Source organism: Candidatus Marithrix sp. Canyon 246 (assembly GCF_001723685.1).
Taxonomy (GTDB): Bacteria; Pseudomonadota; Gammaproteobacteria; order Beggiatoales; family Beggiatoaceae; genus Marithrix.
Genome location: NZ_MCBX01000003.1, coordinates 191763 through 218334 on the forward strand (window position 1 = coordinate 191763; position 26572 = coordinate 218334).

Consider the following 26572-nt stretch of genomic DNA (forward strand, 5'->3'; position numbering starts at 1 on the left):
TCCTAAACTAATTCAAACTTTGGATGATAATGATACAATCATGGCAAAACTTGGATTTGCAAATTAGCAGCCGCTTGGAAAAAACGCGATGATAATTTACCTCTAAAAACTCCATATCAAGCTTTAATATTAGCATCAATAATAGAAAAAGAAACGGCTGCTGCTGTAGAACGCCCATTAATTGGTGGTGTATTTACCAGACGCTTAAAAAAAGGAATGTTATTACAAACTGATCCAACAGTGATTTATGCACTATCTGAAGCTTATGATGGCAAAATTTACAAACGAGATCTAAGAATTGATAGCCCTTATAATACTTATATATACAAAGGATTACCGCCAACACCTATCGCAATGCCCGGAATTGCAGCCATAGAAGCCGCTCTACATCCTAGCGAAGGCAATGCCTTATACTTTGTTGCAAAAGGCAATCAAGGCTACCATCATTTTTCTTCAAACTTAAAAGAACATGATTGTGCAGTGATAAAATATCTATTAACAAAACAATCATCTAGTTATAAACGCTGGTGTAGAAAACGTCCAAGTTGCTCAGCCTGCCGCCGCTAATGAACATAGGAATTTGTGGCAGTCATCGAACTGGCAAAACAACATTAGCAGCAGCAATTGCCAAACAAAAGCAAATAAAATTTGTAAAAACCAACACTAGCGGCGTATTTGCAGAGCATGGATTAGATCCATCTCAGCCGCTAGACTTTAAAACTCGCTTATCAATTCAACACCACGTAATAGAAGCCGCTATTACAATTTGGCAAGCAGAAACCAAAGCTTTCATAACAGATCGAACTCCCATAGACTTCATGGCTTACACACTAGCAGAAATACAAGGCGACACTGAAGTCGATTACTCTCAACTAGAAAGCTATCTCAACAAATGCTTTAAAGTATGCAAGCAATACTTTAACAAACTAATAATATTACAACCAGCAATCCCATTAGTATATGAAACTGGCAAAGCAGCCCTAAATCGCGCCTATATGGAACACCTAAATAGCTTAACCCAAGGATTATGTGCAGATGAACGGCAACATTGTACTAGTATTTTAATTCCACGCCAGACATTGAGTATTGAAGAACGGATTGATTTAGTTGGATAAAAGTGATATTATAAATATTTGGGGACAAATAGATATGAATATCACAGAATTAACTAAAAAAGTTAGAGAATATTTTGCTCATAAACCACAAGCGGCAAGCTGAATTAGCCACGCTTGTGTTGGTAGGGAATTGATTAGAGTTTTTTTCCAAATTCTGCCATAGCATTTAATACTTCTTTCAGCTTTCTCCCAATGCTTGTTAGTTCATATTCTGTTGTTGGTGGAACTGTAGCATATACAGTTCTGGTAATTAAGCCTTTTTGTTCTAGCAGCCTCAAACGAGAGGTTAGCACCTTTGGGCTGATACCTTTTAAAGCTCTTTGAATTTCCGAATATCGCTTTTTATGAGGCAAGAGTTCTCTAATAACCAGTGTTGTCCACTTTCCCTCGATAATCTCAGCCGTTTTTTTTACAGGACATTCTTCATTGCAAGCTTGATTTTGAGCTAAACTATCCATAATACTCCTTACTATACTTTTGGTAATTACTTGCAAAAGTATACCTTAATTCTTATAATTTAACTTTATTTTAAAATAAAGAGTTAAAAACATGAAGAAGATGACTTATTTATTGTACCTTGTTGGAGCTATTCAGATTATATTGGGTGTTTTTCATTTATTTCTTCCAGAGTTTTTTTTGAAAAGTACAGGACATAGTATTCCTCAAGCTGACATTTATTACCCACTAGCAATGTTAGCTGCGAGATTTATAGCCTATGGTATTGCTTTAATTTATATAGCAAAAGATCCTTTGAAATATATTTTATGGATTCAATTTATGATCTTAATTCAGTTCATAGACTTAGGAGCTGGAATATTTTATACCATGAATGGCACTGTAAATATTACAGATTCTGCTTTCCCTATGTTTAATGCAACATGGATTATTGTTCTTTTATTTTTATGGATGCCTAAACAGAGCAGCAAAGCATGATTTTATGGCTGCAAAAATATTATTTTCAGATGCAAATTAAGATGTTGATTATCTTTAAACCCACTGTACTTTTTGACAAAATTAATGAGTTAAATTGGTATAAGAATACGCTACATCAGTGGATTGATGATCATAAGCTTCCTACTAAAAGTAAAATATTAGAAGTCGGATGTGCAACAGGTGCTTTAACTTCATATATGGCGAAATTGGGCTATATTCCTAAAGGGGTTGATGCTTCTAATAAGATGATTGAGCTTGCTAAAACCAACCACAGTCAAATTGATTTTTTAGTTGCAAGTGTGTTTGATTTACCCTTTGAAGATAATTTTTTTGATGTCGTTATTGCTGCTTCACTTATTAATATTGTACCTGATAAGAGTAAAGCAATTTACGAACTAACTCGTACTTGTAAAAAAGGAGGTACGATTACTATCCTTGTACCTTCAGCTAAATTTAATGATGAAAACTTAGGTTCATTACAAGCATCAGTTGGGGATTCAGAATTTTCTGTTGCTGCAATGAGAGCTTGGCACAAGCTAGCTCCAAAAATGAAAATGAGTGATATTTCAGATTTATTCAAAGAAGCAGGAATGAAAAATATCACAACCAAAAAATATTTGCAAGGTATGGTTATTTCGGTATCTGCAATAAAACATTTTTAATTTCAAGTCTATAGGTGTAGGGTTTCAGACCTGACAGGTTTTAAAAACCTGTCAGGTCTTTGCCAATTATTATTCTAAATTGTTCATTCGGCTAGCTATTTTCACGAATTCATCAATAGTAGCTTTTAGCATTTCAGCCTGATTCTCGTTTTTTAGTTGTTCATTGTCGTCAAACGCTTGAAATCCTGAGTTAATAGCAGTTTGTGAAGGCACAACAGTTACCCCAATATTGCCAAGCATCATACGCAGAGGTACAAGTCCACGTAATCCACCTAATCCACCCGGGGAAACCGAACCCAATGCTGCAACCTTGCCCTTGAATGCAATCAAAGCTGCTTCATTTTGTTCGTGTGGACGTGATATCCAATCCAATGAGTTCTTCAATAGAGCGGACATGGAACTATTATATTCGGGTGATGCAATGAAGAAACCGTCGTGTTCTACAAAAACTTGTTTCAGTTTTTTAGCATTTTCAGGAATACCATTTTGCGCTTCCAAATCACCGTCATATAACGGCATTTCAAAATCTTTTAAATCAATATATGTAACTTGTGCGCCAGCTTTTTGTGCCATATTAGCAGCTAGCTTTGCTAACTTCTTGTTTATGGAATCTTTACGCGCACTTCCTGCAAAAAATAGTAATTTAACCATGATTATTTCCTTTAGTTGTGATTACAATAATTTGCACATCATCAACCGCTTTAAAATTTAAATTATCACCGCGAATAAGATCACCATCTTTCACGATTTCATTATTCAGCTGACCTTTTCCTCTGGTGATATACGCTAGAAATTCACCATTCTTTGAAATTTCCTGATTAGCAGACAACATTCCCACTTCCATAATAGTATGGCTATCAAGCGTTTTGTCCTGATCTTTTGAGCCACCATAGATACGAGTCAATTTACCTTGCTCAAGCGTATATAACTTATAACTAGCTGGTTCACCTTCAGTCTCAGGTAAAACCCAAAGCTGTATCAGGCGATTTTTTTTATCATCAGGATTTATTTCGTTATGACTAAAGCCTTCACCGCCTGCGCGTTGAGCCTGTGCTTGATCGGTATCCAATGATTGACCGTGTTTTAGCGAACCTTCATGGGTGATGCCTCCTTCTACAAGAATTGAGATAACATCAATTTCTTTATGAGAATGCATATGTGTCTCACCATTGGGTTGAAAACGTGCATCCGCTAAATAAACGAAGTTACCAAGCCCATCCCATGCATCATTATCACCACCAATACGCTGATCTACAACCAGACGATGTTCTTTTAATCCTGCAAATCCACCAAGTGGCAGCTGATCTCTATGTAATATTTGTATATTCATACCATATAATATAGTGGTGTACAATAATATTGTAAAGTAGGTACCTTTTAGTAACTGTTAAACTGGAGTGATAATATGACTAAAAAAAAGCATCAATTTGCTTGCCCAATAAGAGGCACACTAAACGTTTTTGCTGGGCGTTGGAAATCAGAAATTCTTTGGCATCTTAAAGATGGATGTATGCGATTTAACCAATTGCAAAGGTCAATTGGAAATGTTTCGCAAAAAATGCTAACTCAGCAATTGCGAGAATTAGAACGTGATGGTTTGGTCAAGCGCACACAATACCCAGAAATTCCCCCACGTGTTGAATATGAATACACAGACTTAGCGAATAGCCTTGCACCTATATTTGAAACACTTGTAGAATGGAGTGATAAGAATTATGGGGCTGTTAGTAAGGCACGGCAAAAATATGATAATCTTAATAATTACCAAAAGGATCATCAGATAATAAAATAATATAGATATTAAAGCTTCAATATTGGTGTCTGTTATGTATTTTTTTAATTGCTTTTATCCTTTTTAAATAATTAATAATAGCATTTTTTTGAAATTTGTCTATTAATATATGAGCTTGCGCTGACTGCGTATCCCACGTTCTAGCTTTGTAGGGTCGGTGAGAACCAACCATTTTACTACAGATATTTCATAAGATTTTTATCGAGTTTCAGACCTGTCATGATTTAGGGCGTGAGGCTTTTTTTGATAAAATTTGGGAATGGAAACAAGAATATACTCGCCAATTACGCAGCATGGTCGCTATGGGTTATGGGCTTTCTGGGGCGGTACATTTAATCTATACCTTCAATCTTGTTTGAATACACTCTTCTAGCGATGGATATTGCTTTAGAATTTTTTCCTTTGTCTCTCCTGCACTTAAAAATTCAACAATTGTTTGGACTGTTACCCTTTTTCCACGTATTGTAGGTTTCCCATTACATAAGTTAGGATAAATTGTAATTCTTCCGTCTATGTAGTTGAGTTTAATTGGTTTCACATCTGTATATCTTCTCTGTCCACGTTGTTTGAATCATAGCTGATTTTGACTTTTTTTGTATCATTTATTTTTTTTCATGATCAAGTTATTTAATAACTAATGTTAATTTGATGTAAGTACAACGAATTACGTGGATAATCTAATTAATTTGATAGACTTATTCGTTTATCCACGCCATTCGTTGTACTCTATACAACAAAAATAGGTTAGCGGCAATTAGCAGTAGAGCAACGAAGGTACCTAACCAATCAGAATCATCATGAAACATTGCCATGAGAATAATAGAACACCACCCAATTTACGTAATTTGTTGCCAAATTGGTTAATTGCTTGTTTCATTTCCCGTAAATTAAGATTATTCTTATGAATAACCTTAAAATATAATTGACTCAACACAGCAGCCAAATCCTTACCATCCTGATAATCAGAATTTCCAATCACCAAAGCGAAACGCTCTTGTGCTGGTGCATTTGTTACTATTAAAAAATAATAATATTATATATAAATATTTTCTTGTTAATGACATTTGTTTTTCACCTTGTACTCTTGATAAAACGTATTAGTCTTGTAATTTCAGACCTGACAGGTTTTAAAAACCTGTCAGGTCTTTTCGCTAAGTATAATAATGTCCCACAATTCCAACAAAGACAGCCATTCCAAACCAATGATTATTCAAAAACGCTTGAAAACATTTTGCAGCTTCTCGATCTTTGATTAGCCATTGTTGATATATTGCTAACATTGCTGCTATAAATATCCCTATATAATATAAATAAGTATAACCTAATAACATTCCTAAATATAACAACAAAATTATCACTATAATTTGTAAGCTTGCCACTATCACTTTATCTGCTTTGCCAAATAAAATCGCTGTTGATTTTACTCCTATTAATAAATCATCTTCGCGATCAACTATCGCATATAATGTGTCATAAACCACTGTCCATAATATATTTATTACAAATAACAACCATGCTATTAAGGGAATTTCACCAGTTTGTGCAGCAAATGCCATTGGTATTGCAAATCCAAAAGCAGCACCTAGAAAAACTTGTGGAAAATGGGTATAACGTTTCATAAATGGATATGCAGCCGCTAATAAAGCCGCTATTACAGATAGTCCAATTGTTAAAATATTCATTAATAACACCAGACTAAAAGCGATTAAGCATAGAACCACAAATAATATTAAGGCTTCTTTTTCAGTAACGCGCTTAGCCGCTAATGGACGTTCACGAGTACGTTTTACATGTGGATCAATATTACGATCTGCATAATCATTTATGACACAACCAGCAGAACGCATTAATATAACCCCCAAAATGAATACCGTTGTTACTAATACATCAGGATGACCTTGTCCAGCAATCCATAAAGCCCACAACGTGGGCCATAATAAAAGCAAAATTCCAATTGGACGATTTAAACGCATTAATATTGCATATTGATATAATTTCATAACATATATAACTAATTAAAAAAACATGGAAAAAACTTACAATCCTAAAACAATTGAACAGCATTGGTATCAAACTTGGGAACAAAAGGGTTACTTTACTCCTCAAAATGCTGATACGCCTTATTGTATTATGATTCCGCCGCCTAATGTAACTGGAACTTTACATATGGGTCACGCTTTTCAAGATACTTTAATGGATTTATTAACCCGTTATCATCGTATGAAGGGTGATCAAACCTTGTGGCAAGCTGGAACTGATCATGCCGGAATTGCGACACAAATGGTAGTTGAGCGACAATTAGCCGCTGATGGTCAAACCCGACATGATTTAGGGCGTGAGGCTTTTGTTGACAAAATTTGGGAATGGAAACAAGAATCTGGTGGGCATATTACTCGCCAATTACGCCGCATGGGCGCATCATTGGATTGGCAGAATGAACGTTTTACTATGGATGAAGGGCTTTCTGAGGCGGTACGTGAAGTATTTGTCCGTTTATATGATGAAGGTTTAATTTATAGGGGTAAACGCCTAGTTAATTGGGATCCAGTATTACATACTGCCGTCTCTGATTTAGAAGTAATTTCAGAAGAAGAAAATGGCTCATTATGGCATTTACGTTACCCATTAGCCGATGGTAATGGTGATCTAATCGTTGCCACTACGCGCCCTGAAACCATGTTAGGTGATAGTGCCGTTGCAGTGCATCCTGATGATGAGCGTTATCAACACCTAATTGGCAAACAAATCGCTTTACCCTTAACTGAGCGTAAAATCCCCATAATTGCTGATAATTATGTCGATCCAGAATTTGGAACCGGCTGCGTAAAAATCACACCAGCTCATGATTTTAATGATTACGCAATGGGTCAACGCCATGATTTGCCACTAATAAATATTTTTACTATTGATGCCAAATTGAATGATAATGCACCAGCGGCTTATCAAGGCATGGATAGATTTGTAGCGCGTAAACAAATTTTAGCCGATTTAGAAGCCGCCGAATTATTAGTTGAAACCAAACCTCATAAATTAACGGTACCGCGCGGTGATAGAAGTCAGAGCATAATTGAGCCGTTTTTAACTGATCAATGGTTTGTCAAAGTCGAAGACTTAGCCGCACCAGCAATTAAAGCGGTTGAAGATGGACGTATTAAATTTGTACCAGATAACTGGAAAAAAACCTATTTTGAATGGATGAATAATATTCAAGACTGGTGCATAAGTCGCCAATTATGGTGGGGACATCGCATTCCAGCTTGGTATGATGAAAATGGTAAATTCTATGTCGGGCATTCAGAAGCACAAGTTCGTGAAAAATATCAACTAGCGGCAACGGTAAAATTACAACAAGATCCAGACGTACTAGATACATGGTTTTCATCAGCATTATGGCCATTTTCCACCTTGGGATGGCCAGAAAACACTGAGCGTTTAAAGGCTTTTTATCCAACTAGCGTACTAGTAACAGGCTTTGATATTATATTCTTCTGGGTTGCCCGCATGATTATGATGGGTCTCAAATTCATGGATGACGTACCCTTTCATGAAATCTATATTCACGGCTTAATTCGAGACGCTGAAGGGCAGAAAATGTCTAAATCAAAGGGTAACGTCTTAGATCCCATTGATTTAATAGATGGTATAGACTTAGAAACATTACTTGTCAAGCGTGCCAGCGGCTTAATGCAACCACAAATGGCAGCTAAAATTGAAAAGGATACTCGTAAACATTATCCTGATGGAATTCCAGCCTTTGGAACTGATGCTTTACGATTTACCTTTGCAGCTTTAGCCTCAACAGGGCGCGATATTCGTTTTGATTTAGGCAGAATAGAAGGTTATAGAAATTTTTGCAATAAATTATGGAATGCAACCCGCTATGTATTAATGAATACAGAAGGCAAAGATAGCAGCCCCACGGAATTATCCTTAGTAGATCGTTGGATAATCTCACGCTTTCAACAACTAAGCGAACAAGTAAATCAACATATAAACAACTATCGCTTTGATTTAGCAGCAAATAGCTTATATGAATTTACATGGAATGAATATTGTGACTGGTACTTAGAATTCTCAAAACCGATGTTACAATCCAGCAACCCAGCTGGAACATTACACACTTTATTGCATGTGCTAGAAAAACTACTATGTTTGTTACATCCATTCATGCCATTTATCACAGAAGAATTATGGCAACGAGTAACGAATAAAACTGATGACACCATCATGTTACAACAATACCCACAACCAGAACATGATAAAATAGATCCACAAATTCAGTTAGAAATAGAATGGGTAAAACAATTCATACAAGGAGTACGACGTATTAGAGCAGAAATGGACATTGCCCCAAGCAAGCCATTACCAATTTTAATACAAAACGGCAATGCCGATGATCAACAAAAATTAGCAAAACATGAAAACATACTAATAAGTCTTGCCAGATTAGACAAAATCACATGGCTTAAAAAGGATGAAGAAGCACCAGAATCAGCAATAGCCCTAGTTGGCGAAATGAAAATATTAATACCGCTAGCGGGATTAATAGACAAAGACGCTGAACTAAAGCGACTAAATAAAGAAATGGAAAAACTAAAAAAAGAGCTAGCAAAATGCACAGCCAAACTAGAAAATCCAAAATTTACTGATCGCGCACCAGCAGCAATTGTAGAAAAAGAACGACAAAGAGTTGCAAAAATGAACTCATCTCTGCAACAATTAGAACAACAACAAACTAAAATTCGAGCTATTTAATAGTAAGGGCAATCCTTTATGGTTGCCCTTGTATATCTATGACAACACAAGAAAAACGACTTTTAAAGATACTATTAGGAATATTTTTCTTATACATCTTGCCATTTCAATTATATCCATTCATATCTAATTATTATAATGATTATATGACTAGTGTTCAAAAATTGAATAAAGATATAGAACGTTATAAGAAACTAAGTAAACGTGCTGAATATTGGGAAAAAACTTATAAAGATACTAAACAAGTAGAAAAGCAAATTAATGCAGGATTATTATCAGGTAACAATCGAGAATTAATAGGTGCCAAAATGCAAGGTATAGTTAAGCGATTAGCACAACGAACAGGCATAAGATTTAAAACACTTGATCCACCTGATACATCCAATACTACCGGGCAATGGCTATTAGTAATTCAATCAATGCAATTTGAAGCAACATCATATACACTGATGCGATTTTTACAAGCTATTGAAAATGCAAGAATTCATTTAAAAGTGACAACCTTAGATGTACGCGCTCGTAAAAAGAAACTAAATTGTAAAGTTAGAATAACTGGCTTTAGTCGTGCCCCTGCTGCTGAGGAAAATTAACACAATGCATACTCTAAATTTACCAATATTTAACCAATTATTATCTGACAAGGGCATTGCCCCTGTCGAAACTTTTCCAGAACCACCCCGTTTATTATTTGCAGATACTTTACCTGAAATTGAAGATCGCGCTAAAATTCGCTTTATTTTAGGATCGCAAGTTAGTTTTGAACACGCCGAACAACATAAAATTGAAAACTTAATAAAAAAGTGGCGAGCCAAATTATCACCAGAATTAGATGGTGCTGATGAAGATGGTAACTTCAATTTAGATAGTGAATATCTTGATGAAGCAGCAAACGATGCACCTATTATTCGTATGGTAAATCACCTTATGGATCGATCTTTAGATTTAAGTGCCAGTGATATTCACTTTGAACCCGAAGAAAAACATTTAAAGATACGTTGTCGCGTAGATGGTGTCATGGTTGATCTTGAAACTTTACCAGCTTCAGTAAAAGCTGCTGTATCGTCTCGTGTCAAATTGATGGCGCGATTAGATATTGGTGAAAAGCGTCTGCCACAAGATGGGCGCATTCAATATAAAATGGGTAGTAAAAACCTTGATATGCGTGTATCTACTCTACCCGGTGTACATGGCGAATCCATTGTATTACGTATTTTAGATCGTAGTGATGTAAACGTCAGTTTAGATCAACTCGGTATGCCAGAAGATATTATAAAACCTTATAATAATGTTATTAAACAACCACATGGTATTATACTAGTAACCGGACCAACTGGTAGCGGTAAAACCACTAGTTTATATGCAACTTTAGAAAAAATTAATACCGGTAAAAATAAAACTATTACTGTAGAAGATCCAGTAGAATACCAATTAGAAGGCATTACCCAAATTCATGTAAACTCAAAAATCGGCTTAAATTTCGCCGCTGGATTACGCTCAATCGTGCGACAAGATCCTGATATTATAATGGTTGGTGAAATACGTGACGCTGAAACTGCTGAAATTGCAATCGAATCAGCTTTAACCGGGCATTTAGTATTCTCTACCTTACATACTAACGATGCTGCTGGTGCAATTACACGTTTACAAGATATGGGTATTGATACCTATTTAATAAGTTCCAGTGTAATCGCCGTCATGGCACAACGTTTAGTGCGTAGAATCTGCTCCCATTGCATTGAAACCGTGCAAATAAGCGAAGAAGAAGCAGAACTATTAGAAATTAACCAACAGGAATGCCCAGACATAAAACGTGGTAAAGGTTGTGAACGCTGTGGTAATACTGGATATAAAGGGCGTTTAGGATTATATGAATTACTCCTGATCTCAGATGATATTCGTCACGTAATTGGTAACGGCGGCGATGCGAATGCCATTCGTAAACAAGCAGTTAAAGAAGGATTAAGAACTTTACGGAAAGATGCAATGGAAAAATTATATCAAGGTATAACTACACCAGAAGAGATTGTTCGAGTCACAAGGGCGAATTAAAATTACACCCTTGTAACATAAGTTACCAATTTAAAAAATTTTCTAACAATTTCAAGCCAACATCTTGGCTTTTTTCGGGATGAAATTGCACAGCAAACACATTATCTTTTGCCACTGCTGAGGCAAAATTAACCCCGCCATAAGCAGTTGTACCAGCCACTACATCCACCAAATCAACATAATAACTATGTACAAAATAAAAGCGGCTATTATCAGCAATACCATTCCATAAAGGATGGGATTGTTGTGCAACTTGATTCCAACCCATATGAGGTATTTTATACTCTGGAGAATCTGCAAAACGCCTTACAGTACCACTTATTACATCAAATCCAGCAATACCACCGTTTTCTTCACTGCGCGTTAATAAGCTTTGCAAACCCAAACAAATACCTAAAAACGGTTTCTCTTCAACAGATTGCTGAATTACATCTAACAATTGACTTTCTTTAAGCAAGTGCATACACTGACCAATCGCGCCTTGCCCGGGAAACACAACTTTATCAGCCTGCAAAATCACATCTGCTTGATCACTAACTTGAACCTGCCAATTATTTGCAGCTACATGTTCTAAAGCCTTACTAACAGAGCGTAAATTGCTCATACCATAATCAATTACTGCTACAGTTTTCATAAACTATTCATTTTTCAAAAATTTACGGATTTCTTGTCGAATCCAATGACGTACTTTGCCTTCTTTTCGCTTAAAAGCTGGTAATTCAATACCCAATAGAACACGGTAAGTTGCGGAAAATGGCAAAAAGGGCAGAGAAATTATAATTGCTAAAATAGTAACTATACTGACTATAGATAAAATAGTTGCAGGATCAGCGGGAACAGGTAAAGGGCTACTAAACATACCTTTTAATACAGGAGTTTCTGTTAATATCACTATATAAATAGCATACCAATCTGGATCAGATATTTGATAAACTAAGAAAGCACTACCAATTGCAATGGTAACTAGAAAAAAATCTGCAAATAAACGAATTAATAAAAATGATAAATATATAGTTACAAAAACTACTATTGCTACAGCAATAGGTGAATTTAATAAACTGATAACAATAGGTGAATCCACTCTTAATTCCTTTGGTTTAAATTAATGTATTTTACCACCCCATTATGTCTTGAGCCACGTTTTTCTAAACGCTTTGCATTAGTATTAATAATAATACACGGAGCTGCAATATTACTATTGATACCTTTAGCCTTAACATTAGTTATAAAACTATGTTTAGCTATTATCATCTTAGCAAGTACAAAATATAGCAGAGATAATTATTTATTAGTAAATAAACATCCTTTATATGGCTGCACTATACGTTATGACGAACAAGAACATCGTTTAAGGGTATTCTTAAAATCTGGCATTGAAGTAAAAATAGCCTCTAGCTATTATAGCCCACAATTAGTGATAATAAAAATCAGTAATATAAAAAAAGCAATGATTATTTTTCCAGATGCCCTAGACATGCGAATATTTCGCCAATTAACAGTTCATTTACGCAGCATGTAACCAAAATCAACAATCTTTTTACTTATAGCAGGGCTAGCCAAGAAACTCATAAAAGCTTGTGCTGCCTTATTATTTTTAGCGTTTTTCAGTATAACCCCAGCTTGTTTTATTGGTCTATAAAAATCATCAGGTACTTGCCAATATGAACCAGTTTGTTGTACTACCTGAGATAAAGCAACAAACCCCAATTCCGCACTACCAGTAGCAATAAATTGAAAATTTTGCCCAATATTATGTGCTTGCACTAATTTTCCTTGAACTTTACGCCACAAACCTAACTTGATCAAAGCTTGTTTTGCCGCTTTACCATAAGGTGCTAATTTGGGTTTAGCAATTGCCAAATGACGAAATTTCCCAGTTGTTAAAAGCTTCAAACTGTCACCCCGTGGATTCCATAAAACTAATTTACCAATAGCATAAATAAAAAAACTATCAGCCACAGCTTCTCGAATCAACATTTTAGGGCGTTTAGTATCAGCGGCTAAGAAGACATCATAAGGCGCACCATGTTTAATTTGAGCATACAACTGCCCAGTCGCGCCAACACTAAGCATAACACGATGCCCAGATTCAGCCTCAAACTGACGCTTCAATATTTTGATAGGCTTAATAAAATTTGCTGCTACTGCAACATGTAAGACATCGGCTGAAACCGAATTTATGCTTAATATTAAAATAAGATAAAAAAACTTATTTTTCATTGATTTATATTACGTAATAAATGATCCATCAACACAATTGCCAACATTGCTTCTGCGATTGGAGTAGCGCGAATACCCACACAAGGATCATGGCGACCAGTGGTAATTACCTCAATTGGATTACCATGTATATCAATACTCCTTCCCGGAATACGCAAACTAGAAGTTGGTTTTAAAGCGATATGAGCAATAATATCTTGCCCAGTAGAAATTCCACCCAAAATGCCACCAGCATGATTACTTAAAAAACCTTCAGGTGTCATTTCATCCCTATGTTCAGTACCTTTTTGCTCAACACTGGCAAAACCATCCCCAATTTCAACACCTTTTACAGCATTAATACTCATAAGAGCATGAGCAATCTCAGCATCTAAACGATCAAAAACAGGTTCTCCTAAACCTACCGGCACATTACTAGCAACCACAGTAACACGCGCCCCAACAGAATTACCTTCCTTACGCAAAGCATCCATATAAGCTTCTAATTCAGATACTTTATTAGCGTCTGGACAAAAAAATGAATTCTTATTTACCTGATCCCAATCGAAATTCTCTGGAACAATTGGACCTAATTGCGATAAATAAGCACGTATTTCACAACCATGATGAACCTGTAAATATTTTTTTGCTATAGAACCTGCTGCAACACGTACCGCAGTTTCACGAGCAGAAGATCTTCCCCCACCGCGATAATCCCGAATACCATATTTTTTATGATAAGTATAATCAGCATGACCCGGTCTGAATTGATCCTTGATTTTACTATAATCTTTAGAACGTTGATCAGTATTTTCGATTAATAAACCAATTGGACAACCAGTAGTTTTACCCTCAAAAGTACCAGAAAGGATTTTAACAATATCATCCTCACGCCGCTGAGTAGTATGTCTCGAAGTACCCGGTTTACGACGATCTAAATCAACTTGCAAATCATCAGCAGTTAAATCCAAACCCGAAGGGCAACCATCAACAATTCCACCGATAGCGGCACCATGACTTTCACCAAAAGTAGTAACAGTGAATAATTTTCCGAAGCTATTACCTGACATTTTTTAAATTTCCATAATTAATTTTGTTCGTTTAATTTATCAAACAACCTAGCAAAGCTGTTAGTAGTTTTCATTTGTTGCAAATTCAACCTTTTCGCAATTTGAATACCATCTATTGTTTTTTGATAGCTTCAGGTTCAAATTGATTTAATAGTGTAACCGATTGTGTGGATAAACGGATTTATCACATTTATTAGTTTATCCACGTAATTCGCTGTACTCATATGGAAGAGTTTTTATAATATTGTTTGTCTGAATCAGAATTTACAGGATTTTAGAATTTATGGCAGTGGCATTGTTGAATTATTTACAACTATCAGCTTTAGTCATATCTTTATTATAATACCATTATAACCATTCCCCGATTCATCCTCAGCATTACCATTAAACGGATAATAAGCAACCAATCCATCATTCAAATCAGCCAAAACATTGCCGCTTAATGCAGCAGATAAAACCATAGCATTTATAAATGTATATTTTTTCAAGAAAGTTTGTCTTTTAAGAGTTAAATTGTGTGACGGCCTTTGCTATAAATATAATCGCCATTAAATGGTTTTCAATAGAAAAAAATTTTTCTTTATGTTTATATAGAATGCTTGCTGGAGAAAAAGGTCAGGGTGTTTTTATATTTTTTATTTTTATGGTTCATATAAATATATTCGCAAGGGCAAAATCACTTAGAACATCATCAATTTCCCGCTCCCCTGAAAGGGGATAACATACCAGCCCGGGGCAACGCCCTGGGATTATGTTGTGATTATGTGATGTTAAGCCCTGAAAGGGCGTGACATCACACCTCATTCCTAGGGCGTTGCCCTAGGCTGGTATGTTATCCCCTTTCAGGGGAACTGGAAGTTCAATTTTAATTTGTTCGCAATTGTGTACTTTTAGCAGCTTCAACAAGATCTAAAGATTGCTTCCATGATTCTTCACAAAATTTAACCAAATTAACTAAAAGTTCTTTATTTGGTAATAGTGGTTCTCCAGCTATAGCTTGACCAACAGCTAATTCATATTTTGATAATAATTGTATATATTCTCCTTTTGTTCCACCTTTAGTCATGATTATTTTAGGTACAATATAAAGCATTGGATATGCTGGTACGACAATTTCCTTAATAAATCTCTCTTCAGTTTGCCCTTCACAAAGGATAATTATCACTAATAACGCCCTCCAAGATAGTTATTTTCCCAAAGTTGCCCTAATGAATATTCATTCAGCCAAGCTTCTAATTCTAATTCATTCAAACGCTTTATTTGACTGCCAGATGGAGTGCGATCAACTACCATAATATCTTCAGGTTCAAATTGATTTAATAGTGTAACCGATTGTGTAGATAAAATAATTTGAGTTTGGCAAGATGCTTTTTTGATCAGTTCTGCCAATACACTAATTGCCAGAGGATGTAACCCAAGTTCTGGTTCATCTATTACTATCATTTTAGGTGGTGTTGGTTGCAAAAGCAGGGCAGATAAACAGATAAATCTAATCGTACCATCAGATATAAGTGAGGCACTAAACTTCTTTAGATTATTTTTCTCTCTCCATCTTAATTTTATTTGAGAAGGATTATTTGGTTCGGATTCAAGAATAAAATCTTTAAAATTCGGAGAACCAAACTTTTCCGCATCCACAATATAATCTTCTTCAGTGGCTCAATGTGATAAGTCATAAACATTTGAAGATTGGGCATCAAAGAAAAAACGTAAACTTATAGATTCATTTTCCTGAATACCATTATAAACCAGATTATCAAATCCACCTTTATTAGTTATCCAATTCCTCAATCTGCCTATATAAATATAATTAAGCACTTGAGTGTTACTAAATGATCTGAAGTTACTTAGTTTGATTTGTTTTAACATAAAATATAGCAAATATGAATTTAAAAAAATTATATCAAAAAACCAGCGTCGAGATGGAATAAAGTAGAACAATAGACTTCGTATCAGACCTGACAGGTTTTTAAAACCTGTCAGGTCTAACTTCGCGCTGATCAAATGGCTAGGGTTTATTTACAACTATCAGCTTTAGTCATATCTTTAATATGAAATATTGGATAGGCTTCATTCCATTGCTTCATAGTTACATCTTTGTAATATATAGCTTTTCCTTCAATTCCATCACCTATTTCAGCAATTGTAGCAACTTTAAAACAAGGAATATAAACTGATCTTGTTTCATGATCATAGTTAATATAGCCGCTAGTATCTTTTCCTTCAAACATAGCTAAGAGATTTATACTCCAAGGAATGAGTTCAAAAGCATCTTTAATTTTTTCCTGTAATTGAACGTTAAAAATTCCTTTTTCACCAGTTTCTTCACGGCTAAAACCATCTAAAAATGGAACTAAAACACCTTTTAAAGATAGTGTTTTAGTTTTTATATCGTAAATGGCTTTTGATGAAATTTCTTTTGGTGGTTTCGGTTTTTCTTGTTCTTCCTCTTCAACCTTATAAAGTTGTTGGATTTCGGATTCTGATAGGGCGCGGTTGTAAATGCGGATGTCGTCTATTATTCCTGGTGTATAATCTGTTTTTTGCCTGTTTAAATTTCCGTGTTTTCCAATAAAAATGTTAGTATCATATGATGCTATTCTAAAATTAGAATCAAAGCTTTTAATTTCTTTTAATTTACCATTTAGATAAAATCTAATACCAGTATCATCAAAAGACATAACAAGATGATGCCAAATTCCAATAAAGTTGTTTGTCTTATGATTTAGTCCAACACCATTACCATTTGAAGTGGCAATCGATCCACTAAATATAGTCTGTCCATTACAAGATGAATATTGATCGCCACATATTCCAAGATGCCACTGATAATGTGGATTAACATGACTCGTATATGGTTTATGAATGATTACATTATTTCCGTTACCCTGAAAAGATTTGTCGGAAAAATACCATGCACTTATAGTGATGTAATTGGGATTCATGATTTTCGTATTCTTAATTTCAATGTAGTCGTTTACCCCATCAAAACTATAAGCACTTTCCTTATTCCCAAACCGATCTTCAGTCAGCGTCGCGCCATTAACCGTTCCATCATTCCCATTCCCCGATTCATCCTCAGCATTACCATTAAACGGATAATAAGCAACCAATCCATCTTTCAAATCAGCCCAAACATTGCCGCTTAATGCAGCAGATAAAACCATAGCATTTATAAATGTATATTTTTTCAAGAAAGTTTCTCCTTTAAAAGTTAAATTGTGTGACCGCCTTTGCTATAAATATAATGGCCATCAATATGGATTTCAATAGAAAAAAATTTTTCTTTATGTTTATATAGAATGCTTGCTGGAGAGTTTTTTTATATTTTTTATTTTTATGGTTCATATAAATATCTTCGCAAGGAAAAAAAACAGTTGGTGGTACCGCAGCTTTAGCTTATACTCTTAAAGTTGCACGCAAGATGGGAATCAGCCCTTCATTACAAACCTTATATGCTAAAAATACTTGTAAAAGTTATAATTATTACAAATGATTACCAAAATAACCATAAAAAATTTCAAGAAAATAGAATTTGCTGAGTTTGAATTAGGGCGCACTGTAGTTTTTGTCGGTGCTAATAATTCTGGTAAAACTTCTGCTTTACAGGCTATTAGTTTATGGGAATTAGCCCTGCGCCAAGCGTCTTCTACTCTTAACCGATATGATATTTATGCAGCACCTGTTCCTTCTGTTAGGCAATTATGGAAAGATTTAGATGTAGAAAATCAAACTATAGAAATAGTTGCAGAAGGTTTTACTGATGCTAAAACATGGCGTTTAGGATTTGAATTTAGTTATGCCAATTCTGAATCCATCAATTATCGCATGATTCCAACAAGTTCAGATATTTCTCAATCTAAACTATTAGAACAAGTTGGTTTTTTGCCGCCCTTATCAGGATTAGCCGCTAAAGAAGATAAATTAGAATTTGGCTCTATTAGGGCGCGAATTGGTGAAGGGCGTACTGCTGATGTGTTACGTAATTTATGTTGGCTAGTGGCAAAACAACAAGATAAATGGAAACAATTAACTGACTTAATTTATCAATTATTTAAAATACAACTTGATCCACCAGAATTTAATGATTTAACAGGGCAGCTTACTGTAACTTATAAAGAGTTTAATAAGCAATATAGCATGGATTTAGCTAATGCAGGACGTGGTTTTCAACAAATTTTATTATTATTTGCTTATGTTTATTTTACCAAAAATACTATTTTATTAGTTGATGAACCAGATTCTCATTTAGAAATTTTACGACAAAAAGATATTTATAATCGTCTAAGCAGCTTAGTAAAAAGTCAACAATCGCAATTGATTATTGCTACTCATTCTGAAGCTATTTTAAATGAAGCCGCTGATACTGATACAATTGTTGGATTTTTAGGAACGCCTCATATAGTCAATAATAAAAAACAACTAGTGAAAGCCCTTACTAGTATAGGTTTTGAACAATATTTATTAGCGGCACAAACAAAATTAGTAATTTATTTAGAAGGATCAACTGATTTACGAATGTTAATAGCATGGGCAAAAGTATTAAATCATCCAGCATTATCTTGTTTAACTAACAATCCTTTTATCAAATATGTAGCAAATAATACATCAGATGCACGTAATCATTTTTATGGTTTAAAAGAAGCAATTCCAGATTTAAAAGCAATCGCTCTGTATGATCGTATCAATAATAGATTACAATCAACAGATTTAAAAGAAATAATGTGGCAGCGGCGCGAAATTGAAAATTATTTACCAATTCCAGAGGTAATCGAAAGATATATTGAAAAACAAAAAGGTGATCTTGGTTTAATAAGAAGCTTAATAAATGATTATATGCCACCAATTGCGAAAAAAGATAAAACAGAAAGTTGGTGGTTTGATACTAAAATGAGTGATGACTTTTTAGATAAAATATTTCGTAAATATTTTATTAAATTAAAACAACCAGTTTCATTAATGAGTAAAAGTAATTATTATCAACTAGCTGAATTAGCGAAACCAGATGAATTAGATATTGAAATTCAAGAGAAATTGGATTGTTTTGTTTTAGATAGATAAAAGTGGCATTGCTGGGCTTTTTTTCGTCAGCCCAAGCTACAAAATTATTTACAACTATCAGCTTTAGTCATATCTTTAATATGAAATATTGGATAGACTTCGTATCAGACCTGACAGGTTTTTAAAACCTGTCAGGTCTAACACCCTGCTTACTTCGCATTGATCATCATCAAGATCAGCTAAATGCGAAAAAAATTGCTAAATCCTTGATGTATCAATAATTTGGTGTTTTTAGTATTTCCACCTCTTTCAATATTCATGATTCTGGATCAAGGCGACGCAAGTGGCTACCTTCATCATCTCGTTCACAAATCACCACATTCTCTGGGGATAATGCTGAAATTAAAATATCAGAATGGGTTGTAACAATTAATTGTGTTCTTTGCGAAGCATCAATTAACATATCAGCAATAATCGGTAAAATATCTGGATGTAAACCCAGTTCTGGCTCTTCTATACACAATAGCGGATATGGATTAGGATCAAGCAATAGAGCCATTAAAAATAAATAATGTAATGTTCCATCAGATAAACGAGGGGCAGGAATAGGTTGACTTGGCAATTGGTATTGTAAATTATTTAAGACAAATCCAAGATTACTACCATCTTCCTCAAGAGGATGTTCAGGTAAATCAGTATGTTGATGTTTTATTAGAGCTGAACCTTGACCCAAATACCAATTGCGATAAATTCCGATGTCAGAAAATTTATTTTTTAGAAAGAACAGCTATTGCCTGACATTGTTTAAATTTGCATAATAACTTGCCTCATTATATTATATATGATATGATTAAACTATGCAACTTCAAAAAGGAAACCAATACCATGAAACAAGTAGCACCATTACGTTATGATGTCATTTTTAAAAAGGCTTTTTCTGTACCAGAAGTTTTTAATGCCTTTGTTCGTGATTTTTTAAATATAGAATTTGAGGTTGATACAGTAGAAACTGATAAAACCTATACACCAGCTATTGGTAATGTTGCAGCAAAATTTGATCTTTATGCTCAAGATAAAAAAAATCGCGTCATTGTCGATATGCAACATGTTCGTTATCCTGATCATTATCATAGATTTTTACATTATCATTGCGCAGCTTTATTAGAACAAACCGTAAAATCAAGAGATTATCGCCCGAAATTAAAAATATTTACGCTAGTTATTTTAACTTCTGGTGATAAACATAAAAAGGATATTTGTGTCATAGATTTTGATCCAAAGGATTTACAAGGTAATCCTATTGGTGAAATAGACCATAAAATAATTTACATTTGTCCAAAATATCTTAATAAAGAACTTACACCTAGCAAATATCATCAATGGATGGAAGCAATTGAGGATACTTTAGATGAAGAAGTTGAAGAATCAAAATATACTTTGCCTGCAATTCAACGTGTATTCAAAATAATTGAAAAAGATCAAGTTACTCCAGAAGAACGTGCGATAATGTTTGATGAATATGGTGAAGAAGAAATTAAAAAAGAAGGATTTAAAGAAGGTTTAAAGGAAGGTATCACTCAAAATATACATGACACAGTATTACGCATGTATAAAAAGGGATTAGATATTAAAATGATTGCCGAAATTGCTGGGATAGCAAAAAAGCAAGTAAATGAGATTTTGATCAAGAATAAATAGTAGGGGCAATCCTTTATGGTTGCCCTCTCTTATTACCTATTACATCTCTCTCTAGGAGAATTGATGATATTTTGATAAGTATTCACATCAATATAACGTGGTTGATAATCTACACCATTTCTTCGCAATAAACGAGTAAAAGCTCGTAAATGGTTTCTTGAACCTCTATTCAGATTTTGAAATACATATGTAATATCATCATTATCAGTTTGAGTTAAACTTTGTTCTAAATCAAAAATATCTAAATCTTCAATTATAGCTCCAACAGTTAGAGCTTCTACTAAGGAGTTACGCCCTTTGGCAACTAAATCATTATAAAGGCTAGTAAATTGAGGATCAGCAAAAACACCAACAGTATCATCTACATAAGGATCATCAATATTATATTTTTTAAGCAAAGCTTTAATAGCATCCATATGCCTTTGTTCGCTGCTAGAAATATTACTAAATGGTCGAAGTGACCATGTTTCATATAAAGTTATATAAACATCTCTAGCCAGTTTCTCTTCACCACGCATATGAATCAGATTTTCTGTTTCTTCTTTACTTAATTCCTGATATTTGAACTTAGTTAATACTTCCTCTGGATTATGTCTCATGCCTCCTCTACCCATACCTTGACCATAACCCATACCTTGCCCATTAAAGCCATAGCCATTTTGTGCAGAACAAGCAGGTGCTGCTAAAGCTATACCCATAGCAGCAGAAAGACTAATTATTGTATGATTGCGTTTCATAATGTTATTTCCTTTTATTTATTCTACTGAAAAATCAACAGTTTGCCCATTGAAAATAATCGTACCATCTGATAAACGATAACCAACTGCTAGTTGATATCTACCTGCTGGCAAACTACCTTTATACACATTAAGTGTTTGAACTTGATTACTTAATTCTAATGGTGCTTGAGCAGCAGAAATGTTATTAAAATTACCATCCCAAATTTTCCAATTACCAGCTTCATCACGCACTAACATTACACTTTGTTTGCTATCAATTGATGTCCAAGTTGCAATTATAAACAATTCAGCAGTTTGTCCAATATGATTTGTATCTGCTTCAAAATTCACAGCAATAGTTACTTCATCGTTTTGAGATAGAATCTCACCATTGTTAAGTGAAGATTTGAATTTTGCATTATTAGCAACATTATAATTCAGAATATAATCTACTTCATATTGAAGTAAATACTGAGCTTTATACGTCTCACCTAAAGATTCAATCTGACGTACAAAAGCGTTTAAATGATTATAAGAACCATTCATTAAATTGGTATAAACAGTTTGTAATGCTGGATTATTAGTTGCAGCTAGAGCTTGTTGCAAATCTTTTATATCAACTTCTTCGACTAAACCACCTACACGTAATGCTTCTATTTTTGAAGTCTTACCACGTTTTACCAGACTATCATATAACTTTTGAATATCAGCATTAGTAAAAACACCAACTGGTTCTTGCACTGGATCAGATAAACCATAACTATCCATTAAAAATTTAACTTGATCCATATGTTGTTGTTCAGCTCTGGAAATATTCTGAAATACTTTTATTTGCCAAGCATCATAAAGGCTAATATAAACATCCCTAGCCATTTTTTCTTCTTCACGCATAAAAGATAGCATCTCTATTTCAGTTTCAGATAATTTATTTTCAGTGTTTACATCTATAAGCGGAACACTGTTGCTTATTAGTGGCATAGTGATTAAAATCATCGCTATTAAACTTTTCATAATTACTTTCCTTTATATTATTAATTGGCGATCATTAAAACAAAAAAATGTAAACTGCTTATGTCTGAAATAGCCTTTATTGTTAGAAAATTTGTCTAATCGCCGCTTGTTTACATTAGCTTACAATTTATGAAAAACCAACTTGATCACATTGTCATTCTCGATGATGACCCTGAAATTTGTAATTTATTACAAGAATATTTAGAAAAAAACGGCTTACGAGCCACAACAGTAAATAATGGCAAAGCCTTATGGCGAATGCTTGATGAAAAACATATAGATCTGATAGTATTAGATTTAATGTTACCGGGAGAGGATGGTTTAGAACTATGCCGCAACTTACGCGCTCGTTTGAATATACCCATTCTCATTCTAAGTGCTTTAGGAGAAGAAACTGATCGTATCATTGGCTTAGAAATGGGCGCAGATGATTATCTGGCTAAACCATTTAATCCTCGCGAATTGTTAGCGCGAATTAAGGTAATATTACGTCGTAGCAGAACATTACCCGGGCGCGATGAAATAGAAACAGTATCACAACTAGTATTTGCAAATTGGACACTAGATTTAACGACTCGTCACTTAATATCACCAGCAAAAGTTGTTATCCCTTTAAGTGGTGGTGAATTTAGATTATTGCGAGTATTTTTAGAACATCCCAAGCGAGTATTAACACGAGATCAATTATTAGAACTAAGTCAAGGGCGAGAAGCTCAAGCTTTTGATCGTAGTATTGATGTATTGGTGGGGCGTTTACGTCGCCATTTAGGGGAAAATGCTAGAGAACCACGTCTTATTCAAACAGCGCGAGGTGCTGGATATATTTTAGCCGCTGATGTACAAAACTTAAAATAATTATGCAATTATTACCATCTTCTTTATTTGGCCGCTTAGTAATAGTATTATTAATTGGTCTATTAATAGCGCAATTGCTTAGTAGCATTATTCTTTTCAAAGCTAGGCAACAGCAAATTTCTAAAATTCAACAGAAGCATTTAAGTCAACGTATTTTTGGAACCTTACAAGTTTTAGATTCTTTAGCAAGCAAAGAGAGAATAAAATTTGTCAAATTATTTGATACATTACGATTACGAGTAAGTTTAAATTTATCAGCTCCTAATCCTGAAGATTGTTTGCCAGTGGTGGAAAATTTCTTAGAATCTATTGATCGATCCTTATGCCTGATTGAATTTGAAAAACCAGCTGCTCATCCACCTTTTCTGGTAAAAATACAATTACAAGATGGCAGTTGGATTGGCTTTAAACATATTCATCCAATAAAAACAACAATAGCTCCTCCGTGGAAATTATTAATCATTTTAGCTATATTGTTAATCACAGTACTTATTTTATCCTTATTAGCGGTACGATGGCTGACACGCCCATTAGCGATTTTAGCTGAAGCCGCTGAACATTTAGGCAGAGATATTCATCAGCCGCCATTATCAGAAAATGGACCTATAGAAGTACGTCGCGCAGCTCACGCTTTTAACACTATGCAAGCACGATTAAGTCGCTATTTAGAAGATCGCGCCCGTATTCTAATTGCAGTTTCTCATGATTTAAAAACTCCAATTACACGTTTACGTTTACGAGTTGAACAATTAGAAGATAACAAACTGCGTGATAGCTTTATAAGAGACTTAGACGATATGCAAAGCATGACAACAGCAACTTTAGATTTTATGCGAGGTTTAGAAAACACAGAACAAGTTCAAAGCTTAGATATTCGCGCATTATTGGAAAGTTTACAAGCCGATTATGAAGAAATGGCAAAACCATTTACAATTCAAGGCGATACTCCAAAACCCTATCCTGCACGCCCCTTATCTCTCAAACGTTGCCTAGTAAATCTAATTGACAATGCCCATAAATACGGACAACAAGTAACAGTAAGTCTCAAAAATCAACCAGAGCAATTACAAATTACCATTGCAGACCGAGGTGCGGGCATTCCAGAAACTGCTTTAGAAACAGTATTTGAACCATTTTATCGCTTAGAAACATCTCGCAGTCGTAGCACCGGAGGAACCGGCTTAGGATTAAGCATAGCAAGAAACATTGCCCGCTCACATGGTGGAGAAATAATTTTACGTAATCGTATTAATGGAGGGCTTGAAGCGATTTTGTCATTGCCATGAATCATTAATATAATATTCAAGCGGCTGATAATCATTTTTATAGCGCATTTTTTTACAATCCTCAATCCAATATCCCAAATACAGCCACTGCAATTCCAACTGTTTGCAGTGTTCTATTTCCCATAACACTGCATAAACACCTAAACTGCGTGAATGATAATCTGGATCAAAAAAAGTATATACTGCCGACAGCCCATTTTGTAGGCGATCAACAACCGCAACTCCAATCAATTGTTTTTCAAGGTATATTTCAAAAAATATAGTTTTTGACCATGAACTAGTTAAAAAATCTACATAAGCTTCAGGTGTTGGTTTATCCATACCCTCACCTTGATGACGCGCTGCCAAATAACGACAATATAACTCAAAATGTTCAGATTTAAACACAGAAGTTGCCGCTACAATGGTTAAATCTTGATTCTTTTTCCAAATACGCCGCTGACGACGATTAGCCACAAATTCTGTTACTGGAACACGCACCGAAATACAAGCTTGACAATTTTTACAAGCCGGAATATATAAATCATTGCCGCTACGTCGAAATCCTTGTTCAGCTAAATCATTATACAAGTTCACGTTTTTCGGCATTTTAGGATCAACAAATACAGTTGTAGCTAATTTATCCGGCAAATAACTACATTTATGCGGTGGTGTTCCATATAAATTAAAAGACATTTTCAATTTCCCATTTACCTATTTTTCCTTGTTGTTTACATAAAGAATCTAATAAATTACCAAATTCTATGCGTGGAATTTCTACAGCACCTAAACTTTCTAAATGCTTAGTATATACCTGACAATCAATCAACTCATAACCCCATATTTGTAATTGTTTAACTAGATGAACAAAGGCGACTTTAGAAGCATCAGTCATACGAGTAAACATAGACTCACCAAAAAAAACCTTACCTAAAGCCACACCATATAAACCAGCTACTAAACGCCCATCATACCAAACCTCTACAGAATGAGCTAGGCGATGTTGATGTAATTTATAATAAGCAGCTTGCATTTCAGAAGTAATCCATGTGCCATTTTGATTATCGCGTGGTGCTGCACAAGCCTCAATCACATCCTCAAAATGAGTATCCATAGTAATACTAAACTTTTGTTTCCTAATAGTTTTAGCTAAGCTGCGTGATATTTTTAAAACTTCAGGAAATAACACCAATCGTTGACTAGGTGCCCACCATAAAATTGGTTGATCATCGTTATACCAAGGAAAAATACCTTGCAAATAAGCACAAATAATACGATTTATATTTAAGCTTCCTCCAACAGCTAATAATCCATCTGGATCATCTAAAGCCTGTTCTAATGGTGGAAAGTCATCTGGATGTGCATTAAAAGGAATATAATAAGGGCGACGCATATTAATATTGTTAAGTAAATTTTTTGTATATAGCGTAAAATTGTTACTATATTAT

At 34.6% G+C, this 26572-nt stretch carries 33 protein-coding genes; 13 read left to right on the forward strand and 20 right to left on the reverse strand.

Annotation, left to right across the window (positions count from 1 at the left end):
* Positions 1-54 precede the first annotated feature (54 nt).
* Together mltG and BHU68_RS03440 are read left to right on the forward strand one after the other, a co-directional pair.
* A complete protein-coding gene (gene mltG, locus BHU68_RS03435; protein WP_083235009.1) occupies positions 55-567 on the forward strand; it encodes an endolytic transglycosylase MltG in 513 nt (170 codons plus the stop codon).
* Entirely contained in the window at positions 567-1115 is a 549-nt protein-coding gene (locus BHU68_RS03440; protein ID WP_069471951.1) for an AAA family ATPase, read from the forward strand. Before mltG ends, BHU68_RS03440 begins: the two co-directional genes overlap by 1 nt.
* Positions 1116-1249: 134 nt before the next feature.
* On the opposite strand, the gene BHU68_RS03445 is transcribed toward BHU68_RS03440, so the two are convergent.
* Positions 1250-1573, reverse strand: coding sequence for a winged helix-turn-helix transcriptional regulator (locus BHU68_RS03445; RefSeq protein WP_069471952.1), 324 nt, complete (start codon positions 1571-1573; stop codon positions 1250-1252).
* A 91-nt stretch (positions 1574-1664) separates the two neighbouring features.
* Between BHU68_RS03445 and BHU68_RS03450 the strand changes: the two genes are divergently transcribed.
* Positions 1665-2048: a hypothetical protein gene (locus tag BHU68_RS03450; protein ID WP_069471953.1), complete on the forward strand. Its 384-nt coding sequence runs from the start codon at positions 1665-1667 to the stop codon at positions 2046-2048.
* Positions 2045-2710, forward strand: a complete 666-nt coding sequence (locus BHU68_RS03455; protein WP_069471954.1) for a class I SAM-dependent methyltransferase — start codon at positions 2045-2047, stop codon at positions 2708-2710. Before BHU68_RS03450 ends, BHU68_RS03455 begins: the two co-directional genes overlap by 4 nt.
* 69 nt (positions 2711-2779) lie before the next feature.
* Here the strand turns inward: BHU68_RS03455 and BHU68_RS03460 are convergent, their stop codons facing one another.
* Positions 2780-3361, reverse strand: a complete 582-nt coding sequence (locus BHU68_RS03460) for an NADPH-dependent FMN reductase (protein WP_069471955.1) — start codon at positions 3359-3361, stop codon at positions 2780-2782.
* Complete coding sequence (locus tag BHU68_RS03465) at positions 3354-4040, reverse strand: pirin family protein (protein WP_216092896.1); 687 nt, start codon at positions 4038-4040, stop codon at positions 3354-3356. The genes BHU68_RS03460 and BHU68_RS03465 overlap by 8 nt, the downstream gene beginning before the upstream one ends.
* A gap of 75 nt (positions 4041-4115) precedes the next feature.
* Here BHU68_RS03465 and BHU68_RS03470 point away from each other — a divergent pair, with 75 nt between their 5' ends.
* Complete coding sequence (locus BHU68_RS03470) at positions 4116-4502, forward strand: winged helix-turn-helix transcriptional regulator (RefSeq protein WP_069471956.1); 387 nt, start codon at positions 4116-4118, stop codon at positions 4500-4502.
* Positions 4503-4839: 337 nt separating this feature from the next.
* Here the strand turns inward: BHU68_RS03470 and BHU68_RS18240 are convergent, their stop codons facing one another.
* The 3 genes from BHU68_RS18240 to ubiA all read right to left on the reverse strand — a co-directional run bounded on the left by BHU68_RS18240 (position 4840) and on the right by ubiA (position 6502).
* Positions 4840-5040, reverse strand: a complete 201-nt coding sequence (locus tag BHU68_RS18240; protein ID WP_083235010.1) for a DUF433 domain-containing protein — start codon at positions 5038-5040, stop codon at positions 4840-4842.
* Between the two features lie 240 nt (positions 5041-5280).
* Positions 5281-5481 (reverse strand): caspase family protein, encoded by a 201-nt coding sequence (locus BHU68_RS03480; RefSeq protein ID WP_069471957.1) that lies wholly within the window; start codon positions 5479-5481, stop codon positions 5281-5283.
* A gap of 172 nt (positions 5482-5653) precedes the next feature.
* Complete coding sequence (ubiA, locus tag BHU68_RS03485; RefSeq protein WP_069471958.1) at positions 5654-6502, reverse strand: 4-hydroxybenzoate octaprenyltransferase; 849 nt, start codon at positions 6500-6502, stop codon at positions 5654-5656.
* A 25-nt stretch (positions 6503-6527) separates the two neighbouring features.
* Here ubiA and BHU68_RS03490 point away from each other — a divergent pair, with 25 nt between their 5' ends.
* Genes BHU68_RS03490 through BHU68_RS03500 form a run of 3 tightly spaced genes read left to right on the forward strand, consistent with a single transcriptional unit; the run spans position 6528 to position 11306 of the window.
* Positions 6528-9257, forward strand: coding sequence for a valine--tRNA ligase (locus tag BHU68_RS03490; protein WP_069471959.1), 2730 nt, complete (start codon positions 6528-6530; stop codon positions 9255-9257).
* A 38-nt stretch (positions 9258-9295) separates the two neighbouring features.
* On the forward strand, positions 9296-9847 hold the full coding sequence (locus BHU68_RS03495) for a GspMb/PilO family protein (RefSeq protein ID WP_141698819.1): 552 nt from the start codon (positions 9296-9298) through the stop codon (positions 9845-9847).
* A gap of 4 nt (positions 9848-9851) precedes the next feature.
* Positions 9852-11306, forward strand: a complete 1455-nt coding sequence (locus BHU68_RS03500; protein ID WP_069471961.1) for a GspE/PulE family protein — start codon at positions 9852-9854, stop codon at positions 11304-11306.
* A 22-nt stretch (positions 11307-11328) separates the two neighbouring features.
* Here the strand turns inward: BHU68_RS03500 and hisH are convergent, their stop codons facing one another.
* Complete coding sequence (gene hisH, locus BHU68_RS03505; protein WP_069471962.1) at positions 11329-11940, reverse strand: imidazole glycerol phosphate synthase subunit HisH; 612 nt, start codon at positions 11938-11940, stop codon at positions 11329-11331.
* A gap of 3 nt (positions 11941-11943) precedes the next feature.
* A complete protein-coding gene (locus BHU68_RS03510; protein ID WP_069471963.1) occupies positions 11944-12387 on the reverse strand; it encodes a hypothetical protein in 444 nt (147 codons plus the stop codon).
* Positions 12388-12411: 24 nt separating this feature from the next.
* Between BHU68_RS03510 and BHU68_RS03515 the strand changes: the two genes are divergently transcribed.
* Complete coding sequence (locus BHU68_RS03515) at positions 12412-12825, forward strand: protein YgfX (protein WP_069471964.1); 414 nt, start codon at positions 12412-12414, stop codon at positions 12823-12825.
* Here BHU68_RS03515 and modA read toward each other — a convergent pair.
* From modA to BHU68_RS03545, 7 genes are all read right to left on the reverse strand, one after another.
* Positions 12807-13526 (reverse strand): molybdate ABC transporter substrate-binding protein, encoded by a 720-nt coding sequence (gene modA, locus BHU68_RS03520; RefSeq protein ID WP_069471965.1) that lies wholly within the window; start codon positions 13524-13526, stop codon positions 12807-12809. The two genes, BHU68_RS03515 and modA, sit on opposite strands and share 19 nt — an antisense overlap.
* Complete coding sequence (gene aroC / locus BHU68_RS03525) at positions 13523-14575, reverse strand: chorismate synthase (RefSeq protein ID WP_069471966.1); 1053 nt, start codon at positions 14573-14575, stop codon at positions 13523-13525. The genes modA and aroC overlap by 4 nt, the downstream gene beginning before the upstream one ends.
* Before the next feature lie 326 nt (positions 14576-14901).
* Entirely contained in the window at positions 14902-15063 is a 162-nt protein-coding gene (locus BHU68_RS17110; RefSeq protein WP_171899602.1) for a hypothetical protein, read from the reverse strand.
* A gap of 377 nt (positions 15064-15440) precedes the next feature.
* A complete protein-coding gene (locus BHU68_RS03530) occupies positions 15441-15740 on the reverse strand; it encodes a hypothetical protein (RefSeq protein WP_069471967.1) in 300 nt (99 codons plus the stop codon).
* Entirely contained in the window at positions 15740-16213 is a 474-nt protein-coding gene (locus tag BHU68_RS03535; protein WP_069471968.1) for an AAA family ATPase, read from the reverse strand. Before BHU68_RS03535 ends, BHU68_RS03530 begins: the two co-directional genes overlap by 1 nt.
* Positions 16214-16234: 21 nt before the next feature.
* The gene (locus BHU68_RS03540; RefSeq protein WP_069471969.1) at positions 16235-16444 is read right to left on the reverse strand and encodes a hypothetical protein; all 210 of its coding nucleotides are present in this window, start codon (positions 16442-16444) and stop codon (positions 16235-16237) included.
* A 146-nt stretch (positions 16445-16590) separates the two neighbouring features.
* Positions 16591-17769 (reverse strand): LamG domain-containing protein, encoded by a 1179-nt coding sequence (locus BHU68_RS03545; protein ID WP_069472908.1) that lies wholly within the window; start codon positions 17767-17769, stop codon positions 16591-16593.
* 298 nt (positions 17770-18067) lie between these two features.
* Between BHU68_RS03545 and BHU68_RS03550 the strand changes: the two genes are divergently transcribed.
* Positions 18068-19636 carry an ATP-dependent nuclease gene (locus tag BHU68_RS03550; RefSeq protein ID WP_069471971.1) on the forward strand — a complete coding sequence of 523 codons (1569 nt, stop codon included), beginning with the start codon at positions 18068-18070 and terminating at the stop codon, positions 19634-19636.
* A gap of 256 nt (positions 19637-19892) precedes the next feature.
* Here the strand turns inward: BHU68_RS03550 and BHU68_RS03555 are convergent, their stop codons facing one another.
* The gene (locus BHU68_RS03555) at positions 19893-20309 is read right to left on the reverse strand and encodes an AAA family ATPase (protein WP_069471972.1); all 417 of its coding nucleotides are present in this window, start codon (positions 20307-20309) and stop codon (positions 19893-19895) included.
* 152 nt (positions 20310-20461) lie between these two features.
* On the opposite strand from BHU68_RS03555, the gene BHU68_RS03560 reads away from it, so the two are divergent.
* Positions 20462-21274 (forward strand): PD-(D/E)XK nuclease family transposase, encoded by an 813-nt coding sequence (locus BHU68_RS03560; RefSeq protein ID WP_069471973.1) that lies wholly within the window; start codon positions 20462-20464, stop codon positions 21272-21274.
* Positions 21275-21306: 32 nt separating this feature from the next.
* Here the strand turns inward: BHU68_RS03560 and BHU68_RS03565 are convergent, their stop codons facing one another.
* Positions 21307-22011, reverse strand: a complete 705-nt coding sequence (locus BHU68_RS03565) for a DUF2202 domain-containing protein (RefSeq protein ID WP_216092615.1) — start codon at positions 22009-22011, stop codon at positions 21307-21309.
* Between the two features lie 18 nt (positions 22012-22029).
* The gene (locus BHU68_RS03570; protein WP_069471974.1) at positions 22030-23004 is read right to left on the reverse strand and encodes a DUF2202 domain-containing protein; all 975 of its coding nucleotides are present in this window, start codon (positions 23002-23004) and stop codon (positions 22030-22032) included.
* 129 nt (positions 23005-23133) lie between these two features.
* On the opposite strand from BHU68_RS03570, the gene BHU68_RS03575 reads away from it, so the two are divergent.
* On the forward strand, positions 23134-23859 hold the full coding sequence (locus BHU68_RS03575) for a response regulator (RefSeq protein WP_069471975.1): 726 nt from the start codon (positions 23134-23136) through the stop codon (positions 23857-23859).
* Positions 23860-23861: 2 nt separating this feature from the next.
* A complete protein-coding gene (locus BHU68_RS03580) occupies positions 23862-25145 on the forward strand; it encodes an ATP-binding protein (RefSeq protein WP_069471976.1) in 1284 nt (427 codons plus the stop codon).
* Here BHU68_RS03580 and BHU68_RS03585 read toward each other — a convergent pair.
* Positions 25134-25820 (reverse strand): arginyltransferase, encoded by a 687-nt coding sequence (locus BHU68_RS03585; RefSeq protein WP_069471977.1) that lies wholly within the window; start codon positions 25818-25820, stop codon positions 25134-25136. The two genes, BHU68_RS03580 and BHU68_RS03585, sit on opposite strands and share 12 nt — an antisense overlap.
* Positions 25810-26517: a leucyl/phenylalanyl-tRNA--protein transferase gene (aat, locus tag BHU68_RS03590; RefSeq protein WP_069471978.1), complete on the reverse strand. Its 708-nt coding sequence runs from the start codon at positions 26515-26517 to the stop codon at positions 25810-25812. The genes BHU68_RS03585 and aat overlap by 11 nt, the downstream gene beginning before the upstream one ends.
* Between the last annotated feature and the right edge of the window lie 55 nt (positions 26518-26572).

What these genes read in the sequence shown, in the direction of transcription:
- hisH (WP_069471962.1), bottom strand. Translation starts at nt 11,940, where the DNA reads ATGAAAACTGTAGCAGTAATTGATTATGGTATGAGCAATTTACGCTCT.
- BHU68_RS03465 (WP_216092896.1), bottom strand. Translation starts at nt 4,040, where the DNA reads ATGAATATACAAATATTACATAGAGATCAGCTGCCACTTGGTGGATTT.
- BHU68_RS03440 (WP_069471951.1), top strand. Translation starts at nt 567, where the DNA reads ATGAACATAGGAATTTGTGGCAGTCATCGAACTGGCAAAACAACATTA.
- BHU68_RS03450 (WP_069471953.1), top strand. Translation starts at nt 1,665, where the DNA reads ATGAAGAAGATGACTTATTTATTGTACCTTGTTGGAGCTATTCAGATT.
- BHU68_RS03560 (WP_069471973.1), top strand. Translation starts at nt 20,462, where the DNA reads ATGAAACAAGTAGCACCATTACGTTATGATGTCATTTTTAAAAAGGCT.
- BHU68_RS03455 (WP_069471954.1), top strand. Translation starts at nt 2,045, where the DNA reads ATGATTTTATGGCTGCAAAAATATTATTTTCAGATGCAAATTAAGATG.
- BHU68_RS03470 (WP_069471956.1), top strand. Translation starts at nt 4,116, where the DNA reads ATGACTAAAAAAAAGCATCAATTTGCTTGCCCAATAAGAGGCACACTA.
- BHU68_RS03515 (WP_069471964.1), top strand. Translation starts at nt 12,412, where the DNA reads ATGTATTTTACCACCCCATTATGTCTTGAGCCACGTTTTTCTAAACGC.
- BHU68_RS03460 (WP_069471955.1), bottom strand. Translation starts at nt 3,361, where the DNA reads ATGGTTAAATTACTATTTTTTGCAGGAAGTGCGCGTAAAGATTCCATA.
- aat (WP_069471978.1), bottom strand. Translation starts at nt 26,517, where the DNA reads ATGCGTCGCCCTTATTATATTCCTTTTAATGCACATCCAGATGACTTT.
- BHU68_RS03495 (WP_141698819.1), top strand. Translation starts at nt 9,296, where the DNA reads ATGACAACACAAGAAAAACGACTTTTAAAGATACTATTAGGAATATTT.
- BHU68_RS03585 (WP_069471977.1), bottom strand. Translation starts at nt 25,820, where the DNA reads ATGTCTTTTAATTTATATGGAACACCACCGCATAAATGTAGTTATTTG.
- BHU68_RS03445 (WP_069471952.1), bottom strand. Translation starts at nt 1,573, where the DNA reads ATGGATAGTTTAGCTCAAAATCAAGCTTGCAATGAAGAATGTCCTGTA.
- BHU68_RS03550 (WP_069471971.1), top strand. Translation starts at nt 18,068, where the DNA reads ATGATTACCAAAATAACCATAAAAAATTTCAAGAAAATAGAATTTGCT.
- ubiA (WP_069471958.1), bottom strand. Translation starts at nt 6,502, where the DNA reads ATGAAATTATATCAATATGCAATATTAATGCGTTTAAATCGTCCAATT.
- modA (WP_069471965.1), bottom strand. Translation starts at nt 13,526, where the DNA reads ATGAAAAATAAGTTTTTTTATCTTATTTTAATATTAAGCATAAATTCG.
- BHU68_RS03565 (WP_216092615.1), bottom strand. Translation starts at nt 22,011, where the DNA reads ATGAAACGCAATCATACAATAATTAGTCTTTCTGCTGCTATGGGTATA.
- BHU68_RS03490 (WP_069471959.1), top strand. Translation starts at nt 6,528, where the DNA reads ATGGAAAAAACTTACAATCCTAAAACAATTGAACAGCATTGGTATCAA.
- BHU68_RS03500 (WP_069471961.1), top strand. Translation starts at nt 9,852, where the DNA reads ATGCATACTCTAAATTTACCAATATTTAACCAATTATTATCTGACAAG.
- aroC (WP_069471966.1), bottom strand. Translation starts at nt 14,575, where the DNA reads ATGTCAGGTAATAGCTTCGGAAAATTATTCACTGTTACTACTTTTGGT.
- BHU68_RS03570 (WP_069471974.1), bottom strand. Translation starts at nt 23,004, where the DNA reads ATGAAAAGTTTAATAGCGATGATTTTAATCACTATGCCACTAATAAGC.
- BHU68_RS03580 (WP_069471976.1), top strand. Translation starts at nt 23,862, where the DNA reads ATGCAATTATTACCATCTTCTTTATTTGGCCGCTTAGTAATAGTATTA.
- BHU68_RS03575 (WP_069471975.1), top strand. Translation starts at nt 23,134, where the DNA reads ATGAAAAACCAACTTGATCACATTGTCATTCTCGATGATGACCCTGAA.
- BHU68_RS03540 (WP_069471969.1), bottom strand. Translation starts at nt 16,444, where the DNA reads ATGTTAAAACAAATCAAACTAAGTAACTTCAGATCATTTAGTAACACT.